Source organism: Stenotrophomonas sp. FR024, assembly GCF_047500745.2.
GTDB classification, from domain to species: domain Bacteria; phylum Pseudomonadota; class Gammaproteobacteria; order Xanthomonadales; family Xanthomonadaceae; genus Stenotrophomonas; species Stenotrophomonas maltophilia_A.
In genome coordinates, this window is sequence record NZ_JAXAXM020000004.1 from 152,146 (window position 1) to 176,510 (window position 24,365).

The window sequence follows — 24,365 nt, forward strand, 5'->3', positions numbered from 1 at the left end:
ACTCTACAGGGGCGCGCCGGGCCATGCCCGGCGTCATCTACAACGTCGGCAATCCCGGCGGATTGGTCTGCGACTGTGGCACGGCCTCCTCGGCCACATTCCATCGCTTCAGCGCCTGCGCATAGGTGCCGCTGCCGATCTGGGTGTTCAGCGCCTGCGTCACCGCATCAGCCAGGCCGCTGCCCTTGCGCGTGGTCACCGAGATCGCCGCGGCGTTCGGCCAGCCCCCCGGGAACAGGCCCACACGCCGCACCTTGCCATCGCGCGCCGAATAGGCGCCGGTGGCGTTTGGCTCGAACGAGACATCGGCGCGCCCGGTGATCACTGCCAGCCGCCCAACCACGGCGTCATCGAAGTACTGGTACTCCACCGGCTTCAAGCCAGCGGCGATGTTCTGCTGGTCCCACTGGCGCAGGATCTGGTCCTGGTTGGTGCTGGCACCGACCACCACCTTCAGCCCAGCAACGTCGGCCGGCTTTTCGATCTTCTGGATCGGCCCATCAGTGCGCGTATAGATGCCGAGCAGGTCGTAGCGGTAGCTGGAGAAATCGAACTTCTTCTTGCGCTCTTCGGTCACCGTCACGTTCGACAGCACCGCGTCGTACTTGCCTGATTCCAGACCCAGCGGCCAGTCGGCCCACGCCACCGGCACGATCACCAGCTTCAGGCCCAGCCCATCGGCAATCAGCCGTGCGATGTCCGGCTCGATGCCGACCACGTCCTTGCTGTCGGTACCATAGTCGGCCAGCGGCAGCTGCCCCGGATGGGTGGCCACGGTGAACGTACCGGGCGTGACAAAGCGATAGTCGGCCGGGATCAACGCCTGCGCCTTCGGATCGAGCGTGCCCTTCAGGATGGTGGTGTTCGCACCCGCCAGGCTGGTTGCGGCCACGGTGCCGGTATCCGGCGCCTGACGCACGCGCGAGTAGACGATGCCGGCGATGCCGATGACCAGCACGCCCACGACCAACAGGGTGCTGCGCGAGGGGCGACGCGGTGCTGCAGGGCTCATGGTCTTCCTTCCGGGTTTACAGGGTCTTGGCCAGGAAATCGGCGGTGCGTTGCTGGCGCGGACGTTCGAACAGCGCCTCGGGCGTGCCCTGCTCGATCACCCGCCCCTGGTCCATCATCACCACGTGGTCGGCCACGCGGCGGGCGAAGCTCAGCTCATGGGTGACGATCACCAGCGTGGTGCCGGAGCTGGCCAGCTCTTCGATCACACTCAGCACCTCGGCCACCAGTTCCGGGTCCAGCGCCGACGTGGGTTCGTCGAACAGCAGTACCTTCGGTTGCAGGGCCAGCGCGCGGGCAATCGCGATGCGCTGCTGCTGGCCGCCGGACAGCTGGCGCGGGAAGGCATCGGCCTTGTCGGCCAGGCCGACCCGTTCCAGCAGCGTGCGCGCCTGCTGCTCGGCCTGCGCACGCGGCACGCCGCGCACCGCGATCGGCGCCTCGATGATGTTCTCCAGCGCGGTCAGGTGCGGGAACAGGTTGAAGCCCTGGAACACCATGCCGACCTCCGCACGACGGCGGCGGATCTCACGTTCGGGCAGCTCGTACAGGGTGTCGCCATCGCGGCGGTAGCCGATCAGCTGCCCGCCGACGGTCACGTAACCGCTGTCGGCACGTTCCAGGTGGTTGATCAGCCGCAGCAACGTGGACTTGCCAGCGCCGGACGGGCCGATCAGCACCGTCACGCTGCCAGCGCGCAGGTCCAGGTTCACGTCTTCCAGCACCGGCTGGTCGCCGAACACTTTGCCCACACCGTGCAGCGACACCGATGCCCCCTCACCCGCCTCAACCTGCGCGGCAATGCGCGGGCGATTGACCACGCGCGGTGCAGCCTCACCTGTGGCGCGCGTCGGTGACGAGACACGCGATACCGAACGCTCGCGCTGCAGTTGGCCGCGCGCAAAGCGCTGCTCCACGCGCCGCTGCAGCAGCGACAACACGGTCAGGATCACCAGGTACCAGACCGTGGCCACCATCAGCAGCGGCACCACTTCCAGGTTGCGCCGGTAGATCACCTGCACGGTGTAGAACAGCTCAGGCAGCGCCAGCACGTAGACCACCGAGGTGCTCTTGGCCAGGCCGATCACATCGTTGAACGCGGCCGGCAGGATCGAACGCATCGCCTGCGGCAGGATGATGCGGCGCACCTGGCGACCACGCGGCAGGCCAAGCGCGGCCGCAGCCTCGTACTGGCCGTGGTCGACCGACAGAATGCCGCCACGGATCACCTCGGCCGAGAACGCGGCCTGGTTCAAGGTGAGACCCAGCACTGCGGCGGTGAACACACCGATCAGCTGCGTGGTCGGGTACGAGAACAGGCTGATGCCGGTAAACGGCACGCCCAGCTCGATGGTGCTGTACAGGTAGCCCAGGTTGTTCAGCAGCAGCAACAGGACCAGCAGCGGGATCGAACGGAACAGCCACACATAGCCCCACGACACCGCCGACAGCAGTGGCGAGCCGGACACGCGGGCCAACGCCAGCAAGGTACCCAGCGCGAATCCCAGTCCGGTACCCAGTGCGGTCAGCAGCAGTGTGCGACCCAGGCCTTCCAGCACCGGGCGTGCGAAGAACCATTCGGCGAAGGTGCCCCAACCCCAGCGCGGATTGCCCAACACTGATTGCAGCCCGATCAGGATCAGCGCCAACGCGAGGAGGGTTCCGACCACCTGCAGCGGATGCCGGGCCGGCACGATCTTCAACGCCGGGGTTGGCGCCGGGCGTGTGGCAATGCCATCCAGCGCGGTCGAAGGCGTGCTCATGCGTGGGCTCCGTGCAGCACGGTCTGTGATGGCACAACGGCGGGTGCCGATACGCCCAGGTGCTTCTCGAACGGCAAGTGGGCGATGGATTCCGGATCGGCCTCCAGATCGAACAGCGCGGTGTAGCCGTGGCTGAGGTACAGGCCGACGGCTTCAGGCTGGCGGAAGCCGGTGGTCAGGAACACCCGTCGGTAACCCTGGCGCGCCGCCTGGTCCTCCAGTTCCTGCAGTACACGCCGCGCGATGCCCTGGCGGCGCAGGCCCGGCAGCGTCCAGATGCGCTTGAACTCGGCGGTGTCCGGATCGCGGTGCGGCATGAAGGCACCGCCGGAGATCGCCACACCATCGCGCAGCAGCAACACGAACGCCCCTACCGGCGCCGCGAACGCCTGCGCCGGGTAGCGCTGCAGTTCCTCGCGGGCGCTGCCGCCGATGCGTCGACGCACGTCGGCGTAGCGGCTGTCGTACTCCTGCTCCAGGCCATCGAACAGCGGCCGCGCCAGTGGATCATCCACCGAGGTGTAGAGGAAGCGTTCGTTGCTGCTCATGCCACGTCCTTCACCAGATAGTCTTCAGCCAGCCGCGCCCACAGGCTGGCGGCGGGTGCGATGGCGGCGTCGTTGAACACATAGCGCGGGCTGTGCAGCGGTGCGCTGTCGCCGTTGCCGACGAACACGAAACTGCCCGGCCGCGCCTGCAGCAGGAAGGCGAAATCCTCGCTGGCCGTGCGTGGCGCGAACTCCGGCACCAGCTGCTCGCTGCCGAAGCCCTGTACGGCCACCTCACGGATGTAGGCGGTCTGCTCAGGGTGGTTGATCACGCTCGGGAAGCCACGCGGGAACTCGATCTCCGCGCGCGCGCCGAACGCGGCGGCGGTCTGCTCGGCGATCTCGGTGACCCGGCGCCGCAACGTGTCGCGCACTTCCGGCAGGTAGGCGCGCACGGTCAGCTTCAGCTCGACCACGTCTGGAATCACATTGGCGGCCTGCCCGCCGTGAATCGAACCGACGGTGACCACGCCCATCTGCCGTGGATCCACATTGCGCGAGACAACGCTCTGCAGCGCGGTAACGATGTGCGCTGCTGCAAGGATCGGGTCGACGCTGCCCTGCGGCTCGGCGCCGTGACCGCCCTTGCCGATCACCTTCAGCCGCGCCCAGTCCACCGACGCCATCGCCGGACCGTCGACGAAGCCGAAGTGCCCCACCGGCACGCCCGGCCAGTTGTGCAGCCCATAGATCGCATCCACCGGGAAGCGCTCGAACAGGCCGTCGGCGATCATCTTCGAGGCGCCCGAACCGGTTTCCTCGGCCGGCTGGAACACCAGCTGCAGGGTGCCGTCGATGCGGCCGTGATGGGCCAGGTAGTGCGCCGCGGACAGCAGGATGGCGGTATGCCCATCGTGGCCGCAGGCATGCATCAACCCTTCGTTCTGGCTGGCGTACGCCAGCCCGGAGTCCTCGTGGATCGGCAGTGCATCGATGTCGGCACGCAGCCCAAGTCGACGGCTGCCCTGCCCGCGCTGCAGCGTACCGACCACGCCGGTGCCGCCGAGGCCGGTGGTGACCTCATAGCCCCACTGCTGCAGCAGCTCGGCCACGCGTGCGCTGGTGCGGTGTTCCTCGAAGGCCAGCTCCGGGTGCCGATGCAGGTCATGGCGGATCGCGATGGCCGCCTCGGCGCGTGCCGCGATTTCCGGCAGCACGCCAGTCGTTGGGGAATTCCGCCGGGCATGGCCCGGTGCTGCCGCGCTTTCTCCGCTCATCGCCTTACCCTGCCTTCCGCGCCGGCTCGGCATCGGTCGCATGGCGGCTGGCCTTGTACGGCAGGCCCAGATGCGCGCGCAGGGTCTGCCCTTCCAGCTCGCGCTGGTGGTAGCCGCGCGCCTGCAGGATCGGCAGCACCTGGGTCACGAAATCGTCCAGGCCTTCGCGCTGTGCCGCGAAACCAAGGATGAAGCCGTCGCTGGCACCGGCATCGAACCAACGGATCAGCTCGTCGGCCACATGTTCCGGCGTGCCGATGAAATTCGGTCGCGGGCTCACCGCTTCCAGCGCCACCTGGCGCAGGCTCAGGCCCTTCTCACGTGCATCCTGCTTGATGCGGTCGGTAGTGGAACGGAACGAATTGCTGCCGATGTCACCCAGCTCCGGGAACGGCGCGTCCGGATCGTACTGGCTGAAATCGTGATGGTCGAAGAAGCGCCCCAGGTACGCCAGCGCATCCTCCAGCGTGGCCAGTGCGGCGATCGCCTGGTACTTGGCTTCAGCCTCCTCCGCGGTGCGGCCGACGATGGGGCCGATGCCCGGGAAGATCTTCACGTCATTGCCGCTGCGGCCGTGGGCGATCGCCGAGTTCTTCACCTTCTGGGTGAACGCGCGGGTCTCCTCCAGCGATGGCGAATGGGTGAACACCGCATCGGCGTACTTGCCGGCCAGCGCGATGCCATCGTCGGACGACCCGGCCTGGAAGATCACCGGCTGCCCCTGTGGCGAACGCTGGATGTTGAGCGGCCCTTCCACCTGGAAAAAGCGGCCCTTGTGGTCGAGGCGGCGGAACTTGTCCGGCGCGAAGAACGTGCCGCTGTCGCGCTCACGCACGAAGGCATCGTCGTCCCAGGAATCCCACAGCCCTTGCACTACGTCCAGGTACTCGTCGGCGATCTGGTAGCGCAGCGCGTGCTCCGGGTGCGGGCGACCGTAGTTGCGCCCCGAACCCTCCAGCGGCGACGTCACCACGTTCCACCCTGCACGCCCGCCGCTGAGCAGGTCCAGCGAAGCGAACTGGCGGGCCACGGTAAACGGGTCGCTGTAGGAGGTCGACAGCGTGCCGGCCAGGCCGATCTTCTTCGTCGCCGTGGCCAGCGCCGACAGCAGCGAGATCGGCTCGAAGCGATTGAGGAAGTGCGGGATCGACTTCTCGTTGATGTACAGGCCGTCGGCTACGAAGCCGAAGGCGATGCCGTTGTCCTCGGCGGTACGCGCGATGTCGATGTAGAACTGCAGGTTGACGCTGGCATCGGCCGGATTGGAGGGATGCTTCCAGGCATGCATGTGGCTGCCAGGCCCCTGCAGCATGATGCCGAACGGAATGTGGCGCGGGGTCGTGCTCATGGGAATCGCTCCTGCAGGTCAGGCCACCGCCGCGCGCGGCGCGGGCGACAGCAGTTCAAGGGATGTAAGACGCGCGTCGAGGTCGGCCACCGGCGCATCGAGAACGAACTCGCCCACACCGAAACGCCGGTGCAGCGCATCCAGTTCGTCACGCACGTGCTGCGCATCACCGGACAACACGCTGGGGCGCGTTTCCTCGATGCGGAAGTCGGCCACGCCCACCTGCCGCGCATACTCAGCAGCTGCTTCGGGGCTGGGCAGGTTCACCGTCTGCCCGGGACCGAGGTGCAGCTTGTAGACCCGCAGCGCGCCGATATGACGTGCTGCGGCTTCGGCAGTTGGTGCGGCGAACGCCACCGTGGCCAGCAGTGGCGGCTGCGTAGAAACGGTGCGGTAGGCATCGAACGCGGCCTCGATATGCTTCGGGTCACCATCGAAGTGCGCGGCGTAGACGAAGCGCCAGCCCAGCTCGGCCGCCTGCTGCGCGCTCTGCGGGCTGGCCCCGAGCAGGAAGCGCTCCGGTGCCTGCTGCGGAACCGGCCGAGCCTGTGCCTCGGTTTCGGCGCCGGACAGATAACCTTCCAGGTCGCGCAGTTGCTGGTCGAAGTCGGCAAACGCCGGACGCCCGGCCGCCAGCGCCGCGGTCGAGGCCGGCAGGCCACCGGGGGCCTTGCCCACGCCCAGATCGACACGCCCCGGCGCCAGCGCCGCCAGCAGGTTGAAGTTCTCTGCCACTTTGTACGGCGCGTAGTGGCGCAGCATCACCCCGCCACTGCCGATGCGGATGCGCCGGGTCTGTGCCAGCACCCAGGCCGCCAACACTTCCGGTGCCGGGCTGGCCAGCGTCGGTGCGGCATGGTGCTCGGCAAACCAGTAGCGGTGGTAGCCCAGCTGCTCGGCGCGCTGCGCCAGCTGCAGGCTGTTGCGCAGCGCCTGCTCCGGCGAGGCACCTTCGGCCACCGGGCTCTTGTCCAGCACGCTGATCTGATAGCTCATGGTCACGTCCTCGCTCAGGGATGGGCCACGGGGATGCCGAGCAACCCGTTCAGCGCGGCCAGGATCGGTTCGGCACCGGAGATGTACTGGCGGTCCTGGTGCACGCCACTCGCGAGGTCACTGCGCACGCCCTGCGGCAGCACCAGCTTCGGCAGCGACTGGTCCTGCTCGCCGATTTCGGCGATCACCTCCCGGCGCGGCCGTGCGAAACCGATGCGGCGCACGTCCAGCTGCGCGTCCAGGCCGTCGATGCTCGACAGCGCACCTTCCAGCAACAGGCTGTGCCGGCAGAAGAAGCGCTGGCCGGGAATCTGTCCGTCCTCGAACTCACGGTCGAGCAGGAACAGGATGGGCTTGTCGGTTGCGTCCAGACTCAAGGGGTCGTCCTCATCGGGGGGCGGCAATGCGATGCCGCTTCGATATCGATGCTAGAGATGACGGCGGTCGGCACGGCGATGCCAGGCGACAATCGGCGGTCAGATCCGGCCATGCAGATGCGCCTTGGCCATAAGCAAAGCGCCGCCGGTTATGCCGTCAGGCGATCCTTCGCAGCGGCGCCGGTACTGCCAGCGCCTGCGAAGCCAGATGCCCTGCCGCGCGCTCGGCCGCCAGTGCGATGCGCGCCTGCAAGGCTGCACTGTTGATGTGCTCGCCATCGAAGTCGGCAGGCGTGGCATACACCCCGATCGGCAGCGTGTGCGCCTGCAGGAAACTGAACAACGGCCGCAACTGGTGGTCGATCACCAACGCATGGCGCTCGCTGCCACCGGTCGCCGCCAGCAGCACCGGTGTATCCACCAGCGCTTCCAGCCCGATGAAATCGACCAGGTGCTTGAACAACCCGGGATAGGAACCGCGATACACCGGTGCCGCGACCACCAGGAGCCCGGCCGTCTCGATTGCCTGCAGTGCCTGCTCTACGGCTGGCTCCGCTTCATCGCGCGACAGCGACTGCCCCAGCGAACGCGCGATCGGCGCCAGCTCCACCAGCTCCACGCTGGCATGCACCCGCTGCTGCAACGACGCCAACAAGTGCCGCACCAGCAGCAACGTGCGCGACGTCGCCGAGCTGGTCGGTGACCCCACCACTGCCACCACCTTCAATGCAGAAGACATGAAATGCTCCTCGATGATGCCGAACCACGTCCGGCCGCCTTTGGCGTGAACCTCAAAACCGGTAACTGACCCGCCCGTACCAGTACGCGCCGACGTTGCCCAGCACATCGCCGTTGTCCCAGGTCGTCTCGATGCTCGCCACATCGGTGGCACTGCGCGCGTACTCCGGCACCTTGCGCGTGCGCTCGTCGAACACGTTGTTGATGCCCAGCGCCGCACTCCAGCCTGCGCCCAGTTCCACGGCACCGGAGAGATTGGTCACCAGCACCGGCGGCTGCTTGTACTCCACGCCGTTGTTCAGGCGCTTGATCGGGCCGTAGTAGGTGAAGTCTAGGTTCGAGCGCCAGCGCCCGTTCTGCCAGCCCAGCCCGGCCACCTGGGTGTAGCTGGGCGTGCGGAAGCGCAGCGCGTACTCGCTGGACTTGGTCAGCAGGTTGATGTTCGGCAGCCCCTGCAGCGCAGCCGGAATGTCGCTGATCTTCTGGATGGTGGTGCGCCCCACGTTGGCCGCGTAACTCCAGCGCAGCTTGCCCCAGGCCGTTTCCTGGTTCGCTTCCACGGTCAGCTCGACGCCGCGCGTACGGGTATTGCCCACGTTGGTGAAGTAGCTGGCGTAGAACGCATCACCCGGCAGGATGCTGATGCCGGCCGACCCGAGCAGCGCATCGATGGTGTTCTTCTGCGCCGCGCTCAGCACCGTGCCGCTGTTGTCGGTGACGCGTGCAGGATCCTGCGCGTTGTAGCCGATCTGGCTGGACTGGCCGAGCTGGCCGCGGATGTCGATCTGATAGGCATCCACGGCCAGGTGGAACGCCGGGCTCGGGTCCCAGGTCACGCCCAGGCTGTAGTTGGTGGCTTTCTCGGGCTTCAGCGGCGTGGCACCCAGCGCGATCGCCGCCGGCGAAGACACCTGCGCCACCAGCGTGGTGCCGCACGGGCAGCTGCCAGTGGCCTGGTAGAACTGCGCGCCCAGGCTGGGCGCGTGGAAACCGTTGCTGACCGTGGCACGCACGCCCAGCGCATCGGTGAAGTCGAAGCGCGTGGTCAGGCGGCCGGTGGACACGCTGCCGAAGTCGGAATGGTCTTCCCAGCGCGCCGCCGCATCCAGATACCAGCGCGAGGTGATGTTGGTGGCCGCACCCACGTACACCGCCTTGCTGTTGCGGGTCGCCTTCACCGCGTCCGCAGTGGAATAGCCGACGAAGGCCGCAGCACCAAAGCCGGTGTATGACTCCCACTGCCCTGCCCCACGCTCGTATCGTTCGTGCTGGTACTCGGCGCCCGCGCTCACCTCCAGCGGCGACGCAAACGCCGCCACCTCGAAGCCACGGCGCAGGTCCAGGTTGGCGATGCCCTGCTGGTAGTCCAGCTTGCCGTCATAGAAGTCAGTGGGCGAACCGGGGTACGGCAGCGAGTAGTTCACCGAGTTGCGCGTATAGGTACGCACCGTGCTGCGGTTGCCGGTCAGGCTGGCGTCGTAGTCCCAGCCTGCGATCTGGCCTTTCACGCCCGCGGTGCCGGTGTACTGCTTCTCCTTTGTTTCCAGCACCGGCAGGAAGCCATCGGGAAACACGTTCAGCACGCCTGGAGCCTTGTAGGTGGTGAAGATGGTCGCCGGCAGGCGGAAGTTCTGGATCGCCTGCGCGGTGCGATCACTGGCGGTGGCATTGGCGTAGAACTGCGCGCTCTCGCCCAGGCCATGGCCCACGTTCACCGCGAACGCCTTCAGCGCATACGACGGGGAGCTGAGGATGGTGTTGGCCTCGGCATTGCGGCTGGCTTCGGCCGGGTTCGGCGATGCGCCGGCCGGCAATCGATTATTCGGCCGCAGCGCCACCAGATTGCCGCTACCATCCACCGCCGGGTAGCTCAGGTAGCCATCGATGTAACGGCGGGTACGGATCGCGTGGTGCTGCCGCGTGGTCTCGCCAGACAGGTTGACGAAGCCATCGGCACCCCACGGCAGGCCCACGTTGGCACGCACGCTGGTTCGCGAGCCATCGCCATCAATGCTCTGCCCGCTTTCCACGGCGAGCTCGCCACCGTGCGCCTGCGACTTCAGGATCACGTTGACCACACCGGTAATCGCATCGGAGCCATAGATGGCCGACGCACCATCACGCAGCACTTCCACGTGGTCGATGGCCGACACCGGAATCAACGCCAGGTCCGCCCACGCATGGCCTGGGAAGCCGCCCCCATTGGCACCGCTCACATAGGCACTGGCATTGCGGCGCTTGCCGTTCACCAGCACCAGCGTGTAGCCGGGCGACAGGTTGCGCAGCTGGTAGCCACGGATCAGGCTCTCCTGGTCGCTCTGGTAGCCACCAATCTGGCTGAGCGACGGCAGTGCGCGCTGCAGTGCTTCCAGCAGGTTGGCCTGGCCGGTGGCGGTGAGGTCTTCGGCGGAGATCACGTCGATCGGCGTGGAGCTGTTCTTCACCGTGCGCGTGCTGGTGCGCGAGCCGGTCACCACCACGGCATCCAGCGTGGATGCTGCGACATTGGCGGTGGCTGCCGTGGTGGCAGGATCCGCATCGGCTTCAGCGGCATGGCTGGACGACGCGGCGAGGATGGCTGTGATCAGAACAGCGAGAGAGCTCAGGACAGGGGCGTGGGCGGCAGGCATGGGGGCTCGTGGGGGTGGGCCGGAAACACGCTTCCATTCAAGGGCCTGTTCACCCACCGCGACAGGCGGGATCGCGTCACCCAACCGTCATATCCGGCCACCCACATGACCGCTGGTAATGACGTTAGGCAGGCCTGCGCACACGGGGTCAGAGCCCTTCCTCCGGAAGGGATCCGACCCCGGCCTCCATATACCCCGCAGGCATCACCTCATGCCCGCGCACCACTCTGCGCCACGCATCGCCACCCGTAGCATCAGGCCATGCACAGCCCTTCCGCCGATCCCACTGCGCCGCTCGTCGCCATCGTCGCCTGCCACGGCCAGGGGCTGTTCGAGTTCGGCTGTGCGGTCGGCCTGTTCGCACCGATACGGCCTGAACTGGGCGTGGCCTGGTATCGCACCCAGCTGTGCGCGGGCGAACCCGGAGCACTGCGCATGCTCGGCAGCACCCAGGTGCAGCTGCCCTACGATCTCAGCAGCGTCGATGACGCCGACATCATCGTCATCCCCGGTTGGCGCGAGCCCAGCGAACGTCCGCCGCAGGCCCTGCTCGATGCACTGATCCGCGCCCATGCACGCGGCGCACGCATCGCCTCGATCTGCTCCGGCGCGTTCGTGCTGGCCTGGGCCGGGCTGCTCGATTGCCGCGAGGCCACCACCCACTGGCGCCTCACCGAAGCGCTGGCACGCGAGTTCCCACGCATCGATGTGCGCGAGGATGTGCTGTACGTGGACACCGGCAGCATCATCACCTCGGCCGGCTCGGCTACCGGCATGGACATGATGCTGCACATGGTGCGCAAGGATTACGGCGCGCGCGTGGCCAACCTGGTGGCCGAGCGATTGGTACTGGCGCCATGGCGTGACGCCGGGCGCAGCCAACGCGTCAGCCGCGCCATTCCCAATGGCGAGCCCACACGGTTGGCAAAGCTGATGGAATGGATGCGCCGCAACCTGCGCGAGCCACACTCACTCGGCAGCCTCGCCGAGCAGGCCGCGCTCAGCCAGCGCACCCTGCAACGTCAGTTCCTGGAAGCCACCGGTCTGTCGCCCATCGATTGGCTGATCCGCGAGCGCGTAGCCCTCGCCCGTGAGCTGCTGGAAACCACCGACCGGCCACTGCAGTGGATTGCCGAACAGGCCGGCTTTGGTTCGCAGGAGTCGTTCCGTCGGCACTTCCGTGGCCAGGTCGATGCCAGCCCCACCGAGTACCGCAGCCAGCATCGCAACGGCATCAATGCGGACCGTCTGGTCGGCTGCTGAACCCCGGGTAGTGCCGGCCCCTGACCGGCAGGCAAGGCCCCCCGCCCTCTTCGTCGACGACTTTCCACGCCATCACCACCACTGCACTATAGGGGCATGCCCCGCACTGCCGACGGACCGGTGATGACCGACAGCCCCTACAGGACCTACCGCGTCGGAATCGGCGTATCGCTGCTGTTGGCGGCGCTGATCGCCACGCTCTCGTTGATTGCCGTGGCTACCCCCAACCTGGGTTGGGGCGTCGTGGCGCTGGCTACCATCGCGATCTGGGCCGGCGTCCCGCTGCTGCTGGTGCTCCTGCTGGCTTGGCTGCGCTACATGGTGCGCCAGCGCGGGCAGGTGCCGGGCCGCATACACGTGCTGATGTTCGTGCCAACCGCCGCCTCCATGCTCATCATCCCACTGTGGCACGCCCTGCAAGGCAGTGTGGACAGCCTGGCCGGCGGCTCACGCGCATCCATCGCCGAGCTGCACGTCAACCTCAGCGGGCAACCCCTTTGGCTGGACACCTCGCCGTATGCATCCACCGGTTCTGGCGCTGGCCCGGACCTGCCCATGCAGGACGACCTGCCCGAGCGGTTCATGGCCTTCCACCGCTACCCCAACCCGCAGTCCGATGCAGACAGGGGGTTCCCATATGAAGATGCGCGCCTGAAGCCCTCCGTCAACCACTACCGCTACGCCACACCGTCTGGAGATCGCGCCGTCACCGATGTGCCGCTGGTCCGTCGGCCGTACCCCGACCTTGCGTCATTCAATGCGGCCTGGCGACGCGCGGGTACACCCGAGCTCGTGCATATCTACTACCACTACAGCGATCACGTAGAGGTCGCGCCCGCACTCGCACGCCTCAGTGGCTTCACCACCGATGATCTGGAGCGTAGCCGCTTCGAAGGCCTGACGCTGTTCAAGATCCACAACTACGGCAGTGCGCCCATCCTTCGGGTGGAAATCAATGGCCTCACACTGGACATCGGCGACGGGGCCATCGCGAACATCCCGGAAGCGCCCCGGGATTGCACAGCCTACGGCTACCCGGTCAGCCCCGCGCTGTTGCCGCTCAACCTGCCCCTGCAGGTGCGCTGGCAGACTGCAGACGCGCCGACGCGGTGGCACAGCGCGCGCGTGCAGGTGCCCGCGTTCCGGCAGCCGCAGCCACTGCAGGGGCAATCCACATTGCAGCGCGTCCTGCTGTACATGCTGCCCGATGACGCGCTGGCCGCCGAACGCTACGCCGAGGTCTTTGACGGCGATTCGCGGCGCGGCATCAAGGCCACTGGCCTGCCAGCCAGCGCTGCCACCTACGCGGTGTGTGGCAGCGCGAGGGCGACCTATGGCGAAGGAGCGGGTAACGTGCTGGCAGACTGATCCGCGGTGTTGCCGGCGCGCTCCCCTCCACGCTGACGCGCGCTCAGTCCTCCTGCACCAGCTTGAACTCGCGCAGCAGGCCACCAATCTGGGTCTTGTCCAGCTTGTTCATCAGCAGGTTGCGCAGGAACGCAGGCCCGGGAATATCCAGCTCCTTGCCATCGCGCAGGCGACCGGTCGCCGCCAACAGCGAGCGCACGTCATAGGTGGAATTGAACACCTCGGGCACACCGCGTTCGATACCTAACAGCGTGTACACCGCTTCCATCGGTGTGCGCACCGAATACTCGGTGGTGAAGATGCAGTCGCGCTGCTTCGATTCGGCAAACTGACCGATGAAGGCGAAGTTCACCGCACCCTCCGGCACCACGTCCGGCCGATCACCGGCTTGGCGTGGCATGAAGAACGCGGTGATGTACGGCATCATCACCGGCACCGTCTTCGCGCCGGTCGCGGCCAATTCGTCGATCTCCTCCACCGGCACGCCCAGGTGGTACAGCCACTCGCGGGTGACCTCTTCGCCGGTGCAGTCCTGCATCGGCTTCTTCACGTAGTCTCCAGGCGTATCCACGAACAGCGAATACACCCAGACCACGATTTGATCCTTGGGCTGGTTCTTGAAATGCGGCTGGCGGTTCACCGTCCAGCTCATCAACCAGCGCGAGTCACGCACACTGACGATGCCGCCGGTCACCACCTTGCCACTGAACGGGTCGCGCTTGGCGATCTTCTGGATGTAGGCCGGGATGCGTGCGTCCAGCGTCGTCACCGTCGCCGATTCCCACTTGGTCTGCGGGATATGCGCGCCAAACACATCCGGGCGCCCGAACGCAGGATCCCTGGCGGCAATGCGTCGCCACAGGTCCCAGGCAGGCGCCGGCCCCTCATTCAAACGCGCAGCCGTGTGGTGGTCGCCGTTGTCCGAGTTCTCGGTCAACGAACCGATCGTCATGAAAACAAGGTCATCCGCGCTCAGATCCACGCCACCGGCCACGCCCTCGCGCGTCCAGTGGATGCGCGTGGCCTGCTTGCGGCCGGCCGCCAGATCGAAGTCGACGTCGGTCACCTCGGTGCCGTACTGGAACACCACGCCGTGGTCCTGCAGCCACTTCACCAGCGGCAGCACCAGCGATTCGTACTGGTTGTACTTGGTGAACTTCAGCGCCGAGAAATCCGGCAGGCCGCCAATGTGGTGGATGAAGCGGTGCAGGTACAGCTTCATCTCCAGCGCCGAATGCCATTCCTCGAAGGCGAACATGGTGCGCCAGTACAGCCAGAAGTTGCTGTCCAGGAAATCGCGGCCCAGCACCTCGTCGATGCGCTTGTTCTCCATCTCCTGCCGGGTGGCCAGGAACAGCGCGATGATGTCCTTCTGCGCCTGCTCGGTCAGGGTGAACAGGCCGTCGGTGTGCGCATCTTCACCGCGATTGATCGTGGCACGCTGCAGCGAATAGTTGGGGTCGTCCTTATTCAGCCAGTAGAACTCGTCCAGCACACTGGCATCCTCGATCTCCAGCGACGGAATCGAGCGGAACAGATCCCACAGGCACTCGAAGTGGTCTTCCATCTCGCGGCCGCCGCGGATCACGAAGCCCTTCTCCGGCACCTTCAGGCCATCCAGCGCGCCGCCGGCTATCTGCTGCTGCTCAAGGATAGTGATGCGCTCACCGGCCATGCGGCCGTCGCGCACCAGGAACGCGGCGCCGGCCAGCGAGGCCAGGCCCGAACCGACGAACCATGCGCGCTTGTCATCGACACCGGCGGGCTTGCGCGGGCGCGCGAAGGCTTCGTAGTTGCCACTGCTGTAGTACATGCGTTGCTCCTTCCTGGAGGGGGTCATCAGGAACCCGCAGTGGAATGACACAGCCATTCCATGCAGGTCATGCCCCTACTCTAGCGCCGAACCGATGTACCGTTTCCTGCACGCACGCTGTGACCGAATGACGCAGCCACGTCAGAGCTGTCGCCCCAGCAGCATGCCCGGCCAGCCATCCACATTGAACGACGCGATGCGCGTGTAGCCGCAGGTCTCATAGAAGCGCACCAGATCACCACTGCCACCGCCGTAGCAGTCCACACGCAGATGGTCGAGCCCGGCAGCGCGCGCCTGCTCATCGGCAAAGGCCATCAGGCGCCGGCCGATACCACGCACGCGGGCGTCACGCGATGCCACCAGTACCCGCACATACAGTTCCGGGCCAGTGGGCGCAGGCACGTAGGGCATCGACTCGCCCAGCGCCAGGAACGCGCGCACGTCACCCTGCTCGTTCTGCGCCACCCATGCACCCGGCAGCGCGCACGCATCGGTCACCTGGGTGATCCGGCGCGGCATCGTGGACCATGGCTCACTGCCCCATTGCTGCAGGTTGCCGATCGACACGAACCATTCGATGACTTCATCGAAGAGCATCAGCACCGCAGGGGCATCGTCTACGTTGGCGCGGCGGATGTTCAAGATTTCCTTTCCAGCTTCAGTCATGCCTGCACTCCTTGACGTCCCGTAGATCCAGTAGTGCCAGGCCATGCCTGGCAGGTGCCCAGTGTATTGATCCAGCCCCCCGTCCACCGGATTTGACATGCAGGTATTTACCTGCCTATAGTCCACCCAAGGACGGCGCCTGTCCGCCCAAGCGAGGAACCTGTAATGGTCGATATCGCACACAGGGTCGGCATCAAGGCCCCCGCAAGCCAGGTGTACCAGGCGCTGGCCACCCCCGAAGGCGTCGCCGCCTGGTGGGCTGAAGACATTCATGGCGACCGCGTGGCCGGCGGGACGGTCAAGGTTCGCTTCACGAACAACGGCCAGGAAATCGGCGCCATGGAAATGAAACTTGAGCAGCTTGTTCCAGGCGAGCTCGTGCTCTGGCAGTTCGTCGCCAGCCCTGCTGAATGGATCGGCACCCACGCGCGCTTCGTGCTGAAACAGGAAGGTGACTACTGCATCGTCCTGTTCACCCATGGAGGCTGGAAGGAACGCGTCGAGTTCACCTCGCACTGCAGTACCAAGTGGGCGGTTTTCCTGCTCAGCCTCAAAGCGCTGGTGGAATCCGGCAAGGGCCAGCCCAACCCACACGACATCAGGATCGACAACTGGAATTGAAGACGCCCCGCATGAATGCAGACAAGGTGTTCAAGGCATTGGCCGATCCCACGCGCAGAACGCTGCTGGATCTGCTCTGCGAAGACAACGGGCAGACGCTCGGCCAGCTGTGCGAGCACCTGGACATGGCCCGGCAATCGGTCACCCAGCACCTGGGCCTGCTGGAAGACGCCAACCTGATCAGCACCGTGCGCCGTGGCCGCGAGAAGCTGCACTTCATCAACCCGGTGCCACTGCACGAAGTCTACGAGCGCTGGGTACGCAAGTTCGAGCAGCAGCGCCTGAGCCTGCTGCATGACCTGAAACGAGAACTGGAAGGAGAATGACGATGTCCGCAGAGTCCACCCGCTTCATCCACGTGATCTACATCGCCTCCACGCCGCAGAAGGTGTTCGAGGCCATCACCCGCCCCGAGATCGCCAGCCGCTACTGGGGCCACGAGAACGTCTCGGACTGGAAACCCGGCTCGCGCTGGCAGCATGTGCGCGCCAACGAAACGCGCTCGGTCGAGTTGGTCGGCGAAGTGGTGGAAAGCACCCCGCCCTCGCGGCTGGTCATCACCTGGGCCGCCGCCTCGCAGGCCGACAACCCCGCTGCCTACAGCCGGGTGACCTTCGAGGTCGTGCCCTACCAGGACATGGTGCGGCTGACGGTTACCCACGACGAGCTTGAACCCGGCAGTGGCATGGATACCGGCATCCGCCAAGGCTGGCCGATCGTGCTGTCGAGCCTGAAGTCGTTGCTGGAAACGGGCAAGGGGCTGGATGTGCTTGCGAAGCCAAAGTAGTGTCGGTCCATGTACGGCCGCCGCATCTCCAGCGAGACCGGCCCATAAGGGTAGCGGACCTGCCTGAACAAAGACCGCGACGATCGGTAATCGCTCTTGCGTGAAGCACGCACTTTGACGCACCAGGGCTGCACCATTTCGTTGCGGTCCCAACATCCGCGATCGCTTCGAGACCTGTACCTGCCCCTGCACCTACTCAACGAGAAAGAAGCAATGACGCAAGATGCACAGTTGGTAGAACCACTTGTTCAGGAAACGTGGGTCAAGGACAGCAATGCGTTGGATGCAAGGCCGCAGGACGCCAATGCTCTCTACATTGCGCCGTTGGTGCACCAGCTCGGCGCCGCACCTCAGGATTTGAGGATTATCCATTCTGTACTTCTCGACAACAATGTCCTGACCGACATGCTGGAGAATCGACGCCCGTCCGATCTCCAGTACCTCAGCAATCTTTTCCGCTCCACGCCGCTTGAACTCAATCCGGTCATGGCATTGATCGAGAAACATCAGAACTTTGCTGGTGCCAGCCAATCCGTTCACGACCTGGCTGAGCTGCTTGGCAGAACGTTCGGCTCTTGGACCGCAAAGGCCAACGCTGCGGATTTCGAGAGAATTTTATTGCATGGAAAGCCAGAAATGGCGAGAAACATCGACCTTCTCTCCGGCTACATCCCTGCGACAATCCATCTCTTCCATCAAGGCGGAAGCGCAGAACTCAAGCTGCAACAACTGGCAGGTCTCATTCAGGCCAATGACCTTCCTTATCTTCAGATCCCTTTCTATCTTGCCGCACTACTTTTTCTGGTCAAAGAGCAGCCACAGCTCTTTCCTCAGAAGGTCGTCAGCAAAGTCACCAAGGACACCAAACTGTGGGCCAGTGTGGAACTGCAGAAGAAGGCCGCACTGAATCTAGCACTCGATACCATGCTGCCTGCGGTTGCCCTCTTCTCCGCAGGCCTGCGCAACAGCCTTGTCGTACCCTACATCGCTACACGCGACTATCTTCTCCAGGAACTACTGACTCAGATCCGGTGCGGAGTCATATTGACGATGAGCGATGGGCGGGCCAACGGCGCATGGCAACCCAATCCCAATGGCCACCTTCACGCCTACCTCGGCAACGCTATTTCAGCGTACATGCCTCGCCGAGCGGCGCCTGGTTCTGAGGAAGAGATGTCAGTACGGCGGGCACGCCTGCGCGCCTTCTCAGATAGCTATCTCGACAAGTGCGCCAAGCTCTAACAGCTTTGTCGCACTGAACTATTTCCCGCACAAGGGCCCGCCACCGGTGCCCTGGACAAACGCGGGCGATATGCTGTCGATTCCCCTGAACCTAGTTCGGTGGGCGGCAATACTTCAACGGGAACGGCGCAGGCAACCGGCACACTAGCGCGCCGTCCAACCCCCATCCACCGGCAGTGCCGTGCCGGTGATCTGCGCTGCGGTGTTCGAGGCCAGGAACACGACCATCTCGCCCAGCTGCTCGGGCGTCACGAACTGCAACGAAGGCTGCTTTTCGGCCAGCAATGCACGGGCAGCGGATTCCTGATCCGTGCCTTCCTTCTCCGCCAATGCGGTGATCTGCTGCTCGACCAGCGCCGTTCGCACCCAGCCCGGGCAGATGGCATTGGCGGTGACGCCGGTGCCCGCATTCTCCAGCGCGGTCACCTTGGTGAAGCCCACCACGCCATGCTTGGCCGCCACATAGGCCGACTTGTTCACCGAGCCCACCAGGCCGTGTACCGACGCGATGTTGATGATGCGACCAGCGCCCTGCTGCTTCATATGGGGCAAGGCCGCCGCCGTTGCATGGAACACCGCCGACAGGTTCAGCGCCAGGATCGCATCCCACTTCTCGACCGGGAATTCCTCGATCGACGCGGTGTGCTGGATGCCCGCGTTGTTCACCAGGATATCGATGCGCCCCCGTCGTCGCCACAACGTGGTCGATCATCCCGCGCACCGCTGCACCCCGCGACAGATCGGCGCCATCATGCGTCACCCGTACGCTGAACTCGGTTTCCAACCGGGAACGAATTTTTTTGATTTCCGCCGCGTCGCCGAAGCCATTCAGCACGATGTCGGCACCTTGCCGCGCCAGCGCGGTGGCAATGCCAAGACCGATACCGCTGGTGGAGCCGGTGACCACCGCAACCTTTCCAGAGAACATGGGCGAGCTTCCATCGGGCGTAGGTGGTCAGTGTAGCTTCACCGGTGCCCCCTTTAAGCGACGCTACCTTGGTCAATCAACGGTTAGAACGCGTTGGGCATCCGCCGAGGGAAGTGTCCAGCGTTCATTCAAAACGGACGGTACACCTCAGAGGGGGCGCAGCCGTGGCCTGCTGGCGATACTGTCCGACTCCCACAAGGGCAATGCATCCATGCTTTGCCCAGCGGATCGAACACGTCCGAAAATAGCTTCTGCGGCCGTTCTACTCCCCCCACCTCCAACCGGGCGGAGCGCCTTTCATCCAGCAGATAAGGACAAGGACCAACACTACGGCCCATGTGTAGAGCTGAAACGCGATGGGCTCGCGAAATGGAGAGAACAGAAACGGACCTGCCAGCAGCAGGCCGAATGCGACTGCGTACACAAGCCAGCCCTGCCACGCGCACGGCATCCCCCAACCCCATCCGTACTTTTTCCTGGTAAACCAGTACTTCCTGCTGATCATTGCAATCTTCCTCGATGGCCGCCGGTCTCACGTACCTGATCCATGCATGCTTTGAGCTGTTCGTGAAGACGTCGGTCCAGAATCAAGTCAGTATCCCCTCTGGCTTTGACGAGAACAGAGCTACGGTCCGTGCGCAGCACGAAGACGTTGCGACCGCTGTGCATGCGGAACTTGCCAAGCTCAACGCCACCGGTGCTCGTTCCAAGTTGCCGGTGAGGCAGCGTGATCCTTGAAGCATCGGAAGCGTCCTGCCACGAGACACTGGAAAGCGGGAGCTGCAGTCGGACAAACGCTGCTGACCCAATCAGCTGGCCATCTGTAACGGCGATGTACGCTGTCCGCGCTTGATATACGAGGCCAAAGGCAACTACGACAACAACGGCCAGCGCCGAGCCGAGCGCAATATTCCTGGCTGGCACCCCGCCAGAGCGGGGTGCCAGCCATACTGCGATCAGAACCACGGCTGCTGCCACGCATATGCCGAGAGGAAGCGCATAGGCATGAATCAGGGAGACGTCCAGCGTGGATCGGCACATCATCATGAACTACTCCGCAGAGATTGACCGCATGCCGTAAACGTAAGTCGCTTCGACAATCGTCTCAAATGCATCTTCTTCATAGGTGACAAGGCCGACGTTTCGCATCGCGCGCAGGAACGAGCGAACCTCGTTCTTTATTACGAGTTTTGCGTGTTCGTCGTAAAGGCCGGGGGCTCCCAGGATGGAAGCTGCACGATGTGCAACGTCGCAACTGTCGCAGATGTCACCGTCCAGCCGACTCAGCTGGCCGTTGAACACATGATTGTATGACGGTATCTGGGTCTCGTTTCCGGCAACCACTACCTTGTTCACAACGGCAACCATGGTGAATGCAGCCACGGCTACGGTCACACCAACAATGGCGTCAACAGCCGCAACCACAATCACAGCCGCGCCAACAACCGCTTGACCAGGGGCTGTCCGCAGAAGCTCCGCCACACTGGCGAGGGCCGCGAGGTCTGCCGTTGTAGGAGGCTTGTCAGTAGCTTTGATGAAAGCGAGTACCGATTCGGCATCGGGAGACTCGTCCCCAGAAAGCTCCATCACGCCGCGGATCATGTCTATATTGCTCTGGAGTGCGTGCTGCATCTTCATGGTGAGCACGTCTTCCTTTGGACGCGCCAACGCACCAGATGCCTGGAGATAGTTCAACATTCGCGTATAGTCACGACGTTTGGCCGCGTCTTGTACATCCCTATCCGACAGAGCAACCAGCAGAGCCAGAGATGGTGCGTTCAGTGTCTCTTTGCTGGTGTCGAACCCAAGCGTGGAAAGATATCGACCAGGATTGGTGTTGAAGAGCGAACGCTTCTTCTCGTCAGAAAACATATCGACAGCAGCGGCACTCAACTTTGACCAGTGATCCCAGCCGGCTGCAGGCATGCCGCTACGCGAGAGTGGAAGAAGCATTCGTGTTGCGTTGACATCCGTACCGCCGGTAAGGCTCGCAGGTGTGCCGAACACCCTCTTGTCGCCCGCGGCAGCCGCCGCCCCGGAAATTGATGCAGCAGCACTGGCCGCGAGTGTGGACTGGATGAACTTCCGCCGCTTCATTTGAACGCTCCTTGTTGCCGGGAAAGGGTATCTACTGCCTTACCGAGTGCGTGGCGACTCATTACCTCTGGAATGAACTTCTGGTAATCCGATTCAAGTCTTGCGCGCACTTCACTGTTCTTGTGAAGCACCGCGCAGTCGTGGCACATGTGCACCGATCCATTCAGTAGTTCATCGGCTTTCTCTTCGCCCATCACGCGCCTGATGATCTCCGCAGGGCCGTCCACTCTGATCCAGAACTTGAGGAAATCGTCCGTTTGAGAGAGATAGGCGTTGCTGACGCCATCCTCGAGACGCCCAACTTTCATCTCTGGGATGTGCTCAAGTGTCAGTCCGCAACAGGCAGCGACTTCCTTGTAGGGCGTGACAACGATGTTGTCATGAATCTGGTGGCACGGGGCTATTCGCAGGTGCTGTGGAACCGTATTCTCGCGCTTGACCTGATCGCTTTTGAACTCCATCCAGCTGTTTGACTGCAGTTGCAAGCCCTTCTTCAGAAGCATCCGTATTGTCGAATCCTCGGCGAAGGTCGCCATTGTTCGACCGTCTTCCGTGTCTGCCTCCACCGTCACGAGAACGTGCAGCCCCGCAGTGAGGCCGGCCTCGGCAGCATTGACCACGGAAGAATGAGGTACCCACTCCTGATGATCTTTGCCGGAGCTGATATTGAGCTCTTTCAATCCCGCGGTTGAAAGCTTTTCAGCCCAACGCTTCGCGGTGGATCGGGTCTTCGCCCAGGAGCCATTCGATACCATCCGCGTGCCGAGCCCTAGCGATGTCGCTTCGGCTATCACACTGATCAAATCGTCTTTGAGAAGTGTCGCCTCGCCGCCGGTGAAGACGATGACAGACAGCGAGGGGAAGGAGCCTTTGGCATCATGAAGCGCTGTGATCATCTCATCGCGACTGAGCCTTCCTTTGACCGTCGGGCTCGACTCGAAACAGCACTGAACGCATGCCGCAGTGCAGCGATAGGTTGTGATAAACGTCAGCGTCCTGGGCGATAGCACCTGGGTAGCGCATAAATCCATTTTTGCTTCTCCATGTTACTGGCAAGGGCCAATCCGGGCCGCCTGTGGACACTACGGCGGGTCCAAACAGCAGATCCACCATAAGGAATATTTCGGAAGATTGAAACCCCGCAGATCTTCGATTGCATATTTGACGGGAGAACGCCTACGGGCGCTTCATGGCCCGACAGCCTCATTACTTCTGGGCCTTAAGCCAACGTGCGAGATCGCTGATCATTACCGGGTCCACGTTTCCGGGCTGCATGTATTCCTGGGGGGAAGCCGGGCCATCACCTGCAATGCCGAGGTGGTTGAGTGCGGAATACTCTCTCAGTTGCACTTCCTGCTGCCCCTCCAGCGATTCGTTCCACATGCGCCAGTCAATCGCTGTTACCTGAAAATCGCGGCCACCATGCAATAGCAGCAATGGTTTCCGGAGTGACCTGGCGTCGCCGCGCGCGTCAACTGCTTCGATGCTCTTCCAGAAGGATTGGGGTGCACCCAGCGGGAGCTTGCTGGCCTCAACTTCCTGATCACCCAAAGCAGCCGCGATTTGTGTATCCAGCATGGCCAGCTGCTCTTCCGCTTTTGGCCCAAGCTGCCCGTCTACCGAAAGGAGGCGGCGGGTCTGCTCTGGAATAATCTGCAACAGGCTTCGCGCGGGTGCGGCCCATAGGACTACCCCTCTCACTTCAGGTGATCGCTGGGCGATGCGCGGCGCCAGCATCGCGCCTTGGCTATGGCCCAGCACGAACAGACGCTTGCCATCTATGCTTCGATCAGCGCCCAACGCCGTGAGCGCGGCAACCGCATCGTCGGTTGTTTCATCATCAATGCTGAAGTCGCCATTAAGATCCTGGGGGCGCGCACGGCTTCGCTTGTCGTATCGAAGTACTGCGATACCCTGCGCGGCGAGACCGCGCGCGACGTCCAGGAAGGGCCGATTGGGTCCAACGGTTTCGTCACGATCCTGCGGTCCTGAGCCATGCACCAGCACAACGGCGGGAAATGGGCCTTCTCCTTTGGGAAGCGATAGCGTGCCTGGAAGCGCACCGCGTGCCTGTGGAACGACGAAATCGATCTCATGGTAGCTGGCATTGGCCGGGGCCGGCGCCGCTTGTTCGGGCGCGGCGGGCCGCAACATTAACCCGGCGACTTTCTCCTGTTTGTCGACCACCACCTGTGCAACAAATCGACCGTTGCTGAACTGCAATGGCACCAACACCAGCTGCATGCCTTCATGAGTGCTGATCGCTGCCAGGCCACGACTCTTCAAAGTCCCCAATGAGTTCCACAGGGTGCTGAGAGATTCCGCCGGTACCGCTTCGGCCATTTGTGGAGTGAACATTGCTTCGGCTTCAGCGATGCGCCCAGCCTCCAGGTGATCGAGCAAGCGGGCTACGACTTGCTCAGGCTCTGCTGCGACCGCTGAATGAACAAGCATCGTTAGCGACAAGATCAACATCCCAATGCGCTTCTTCAATGTTATAGCTCCATCTTGCCGCTGCCCAACAGAGGTAGTCAGCGTCGACGTGATAGCGCTCACCAACCCAGTTCTGGCGGATTCGTTGAGTCGAGGCAGCGCATACGCAGTTCATCCTGAATGACGCCATCATGGATGCATGCGGGTACGGAGGTCAACGTGTGCTAGAGGTGGCTGCGATTCTTGGTTGGAGATGGGTCGCAAGCAAGCGGGGATATTCGTCTAGAGTGCGCTACGAACTTTGAAGCAGATATACCCCTCGCTGACACAGGCCGGCTTCACAGCCTGATCGGTCACATGCTGGACCTTCCGAGCCAGAGTGCCAACCTGCGCGCGCTCCTGCTCATTCGCCAGCACGGGCAATATATGGCCGAGCGTGTCCACGGCAATGTGAAACTTGCTTCCATTCTTGCGTTTATTGTCGTCATAGCCTGCGCGCGGGCCACCCCCGCACGTCGA

At 63.9% G+C, this 24,365-nt stretch carries 21 protein-coding genes and 1 pseudogene; 6 read left to right on the top strand and 16 right to left on the bottom strand.

What is annotated here, in order from left to right; genetic code table 11:
- Positions 1-37: 37 nt before the first annotated feature.
- The 9 genes from ACMZ91_RS06370 to ACMZ91_RS06410 all read right to left on the bottom strand — a co-directional run bounded on the left by ACMZ91_RS06370 (position 38) and on the right by ACMZ91_RS06410 (position 10,628).
- Positions 38-1,012: an ABC transporter substrate-binding protein gene (locus ACMZ91_RS06370; protein WP_414577676.1), complete on the bottom strand. Its 975-nt coding sequence runs from the start codon at positions 1,010-1,012 to the stop codon at positions 38-40.
- Positions 1,013-1,028: 16 nt separating this feature from the next.
- The gene (locus ACMZ91_RS06375; RefSeq protein ID WP_164079682.1) at positions 1,029-2,774 is read right to left on the bottom strand and encodes an amino acid ABC transporter permease/ATP-binding protein; all 1,746 of its coding nucleotides are present in this window, start codon (positions 2,772-2,774) and stop codon (positions 1,029-1,031) included.
- Positions 2,771-3,322, bottom strand: coding sequence for a GNAT family N-acetyltransferase (locus ACMZ91_RS06380; RefSeq protein ID WP_049399083.1), 552 nt, complete (start codon positions 3,320-3,322; stop codon positions 2,771-2,773). Before ACMZ91_RS06380 ends, ACMZ91_RS06375 begins: the two co-directional genes overlap by 4 nt.
- Positions 3,319-4,539, bottom strand: a complete 1,221-nt coding sequence (locus ACMZ91_RS06385) for a M20 aminoacylase family protein (protein WP_121503103.1) — start codon at positions 4,537-4,539, stop codon at positions 3,319-3,321. Before ACMZ91_RS06385 ends, ACMZ91_RS06380 begins: the two co-directional genes overlap by 4 nt.
- Before the next feature lie 4 nt (positions 4,540-4,543).
- Complete coding sequence (locus ACMZ91_RS06390) at positions 4,544-5,887, bottom strand: LLM class flavin-dependent oxidoreductase (protein ID WP_414577679.1); 1,344 nt, start codon at positions 5,885-5,887, stop codon at positions 4,544-4,546.
- An 18-nt stretch (positions 5,888-5,905) separates the two neighbouring features.
- The gene (locus tag ACMZ91_RS06395) at positions 5,906-6,883 is read right to left on the bottom strand and encodes an MsnO8 family LLM class oxidoreductase (RefSeq protein WP_414577681.1); all 978 of its coding nucleotides are present in this window, start codon (positions 6,881-6,883) and stop codon (positions 5,906-5,908) included.
- Positions 6,884-6,897: 14 nt separating this feature from the next.
- Positions 6,898-7,260, bottom strand: coding sequence for a DUF3088 family protein (locus tag ACMZ91_RS06400; protein WP_005409341.1), 363 nt, complete (start codon positions 7,258-7,260; stop codon positions 6,898-6,900).
- A gap of 157 nt (positions 7,261-7,417) precedes the next feature.
- A complete protein-coding gene (msuE, locus tag ACMZ91_RS06405; protein WP_049403172.1) occupies positions 7,418-7,999 on the bottom strand; it encodes an FMN reductase in 582 nt (193 codons plus the stop codon).
- Between the two features lie 52 nt (positions 8,000-8,051).
- Positions 8,052-10,628, bottom strand: a complete 2,577-nt coding sequence (locus ACMZ91_RS06410) for a TonB-dependent receptor plug domain-containing protein (RefSeq protein ID WP_414577683.1) — start codon at positions 10,626-10,628, stop codon at positions 8,052-8,054.
- 261 nt (positions 10,629-10,889) lie between these two features.
- On the opposite strand from ACMZ91_RS06410, the gene ACMZ91_RS06415 reads away from it, so the two are divergent.
- Together ACMZ91_RS06415 and ACMZ91_RS06420 are read left to right on the top strand one after the other, a co-directional pair.
- Positions 10,890-11,891, top strand: a complete 1,002-nt coding sequence (locus ACMZ91_RS06415; RefSeq protein WP_414577685.1) for a helix-turn-helix domain-containing protein — start codon at positions 10,890-10,892, stop codon at positions 11,889-11,891.
- Between the two features lie 177 nt (positions 11,892-12,068).
- Positions 12,069-13,259: a hypothetical protein gene (locus tag ACMZ91_RS06420; protein ID WP_414577687.1), complete on the top strand. Its 1,191-nt coding sequence runs from the start codon at positions 12,069-12,071 to the stop codon at positions 13,257-13,259.
- A gap of 43 nt (positions 13,260-13,302) precedes the next feature.
- Here ACMZ91_RS06420 and ACMZ91_RS06425 read toward each other — a convergent pair whose 3' ends face one another.
- Positions 13,303-15,072, bottom strand: a complete 1,770-nt coding sequence (locus ACMZ91_RS06425) for an oleate hydratase (protein WP_414577689.1) — start codon at positions 15,070-15,072, stop codon at positions 13,303-13,305.
- A gap of 141 nt (positions 15,073-15,213) precedes the next feature.
- Positions 15,214-15,738 (bottom strand): GNAT family N-acetyltransferase, encoded by a 525-nt coding sequence (locus ACMZ91_RS06430; protein WP_414577691.1) that lies wholly within the window; start codon positions 15,736-15,738, stop codon positions 15,214-15,216.
- Positions 15,739-15,903: 165 nt separating this feature from the next.
- Between ACMZ91_RS06430 and ACMZ91_RS06435 the strand changes: the two genes are divergently transcribed.
- From ACMZ91_RS06435 to ACMZ91_RS06450, 4 genes are all read left to right on the top strand, one after another.
- Positions 15,904-16,359: an SRPBCC family protein gene (locus ACMZ91_RS06435; protein ID WP_414577693.1), complete on the top strand. Its 456-nt coding sequence runs from the start codon at positions 15,904-15,906 to the stop codon at positions 16,357-16,359.
- 11 nt (positions 16,360-16,370) lie between these two features.
- The gene (locus ACMZ91_RS06440; protein ID WP_005416268.1) at positions 16,371-16,685 is read left to right on the top strand and encodes an ArsR/SmtB family transcription factor; all 315 of its coding nucleotides are present in this window, start codon (positions 16,371-16,373) and stop codon (positions 16,683-16,685) included.
- A 2-nt stretch (positions 16,686-16,687) separates the two neighbouring features.
- Positions 16,688-17,146, top strand: a complete 459-nt coding sequence (locus tag ACMZ91_RS06445; protein WP_414577694.1) for an SRPBCC family protein — start codon at positions 16,688-16,690, stop codon at positions 17,144-17,146.
- Between the two features lie 213 nt (positions 17,147-17,359).
- Positions 17,360-18,388, top strand: a complete 1,029-nt coding sequence (locus tag ACMZ91_RS06450) for a hypothetical protein (RefSeq protein ID WP_414577696.1) — start codon at positions 17,360-17,362, stop codon at positions 18,386-18,388.
- A gap of 144 nt (positions 18,389-18,532) precedes the next feature.
- On the opposite strand, the pseudogene ACMZ91_RS06455 reads toward ACMZ91_RS06450, so the two are convergent.
- The 5 genes and pseudogenes from ACMZ91_RS06455 to ACMZ91_RS06475 all read right to left on the bottom strand — a co-directional run bounded on the left by ACMZ91_RS06455 (position 18,533) and on the right by ACMZ91_RS06475 (position 23,906).
- Positions 18,533-19,316: pseudogene (locus tag ACMZ91_RS06455) on the bottom strand (3-hydroxybutyrate dehydrogenase).
- Between the two features lie 501 nt (positions 19,317-19,817).
- Positions 19,818-20,363 (bottom strand): hypothetical protein, encoded by a 546-nt coding sequence (locus ACMZ91_RS06460; protein WP_414577698.1) that lies wholly within the window; start codon positions 20,361-20,363, stop codon positions 19,818-19,820.
- A gap of 3 nt (positions 20,364-20,366) precedes the next feature.
- Positions 20,367-21,413 (bottom strand): hypothetical protein, encoded by a 1,047-nt coding sequence (locus ACMZ91_RS06465; protein WP_414577700.1) that lies wholly within the window; start codon positions 21,411-21,413, stop codon positions 20,367-20,369.
- Complete coding sequence (locus ACMZ91_RS06470) at positions 21,410-22,444, bottom strand: radical SAM protein (protein WP_032129299.1); 1,035 nt, start codon at positions 22,442-22,444, stop codon at positions 21,410-21,412. The genes ACMZ91_RS06465 and ACMZ91_RS06470 overlap by 4 nt, the downstream gene beginning before the upstream one ends.
- Positions 22,445-22,619: 175 nt before the next feature.
- Positions 22,620-23,906, bottom strand: a complete 1,287-nt coding sequence (locus ACMZ91_RS06475) for an alpha/beta hydrolase (protein ID WP_414577702.1) — start codon at positions 23,904-23,906, stop codon at positions 22,620-22,622.
- Positions 23,907-24,365 lie beyond the last annotated feature (459 nt).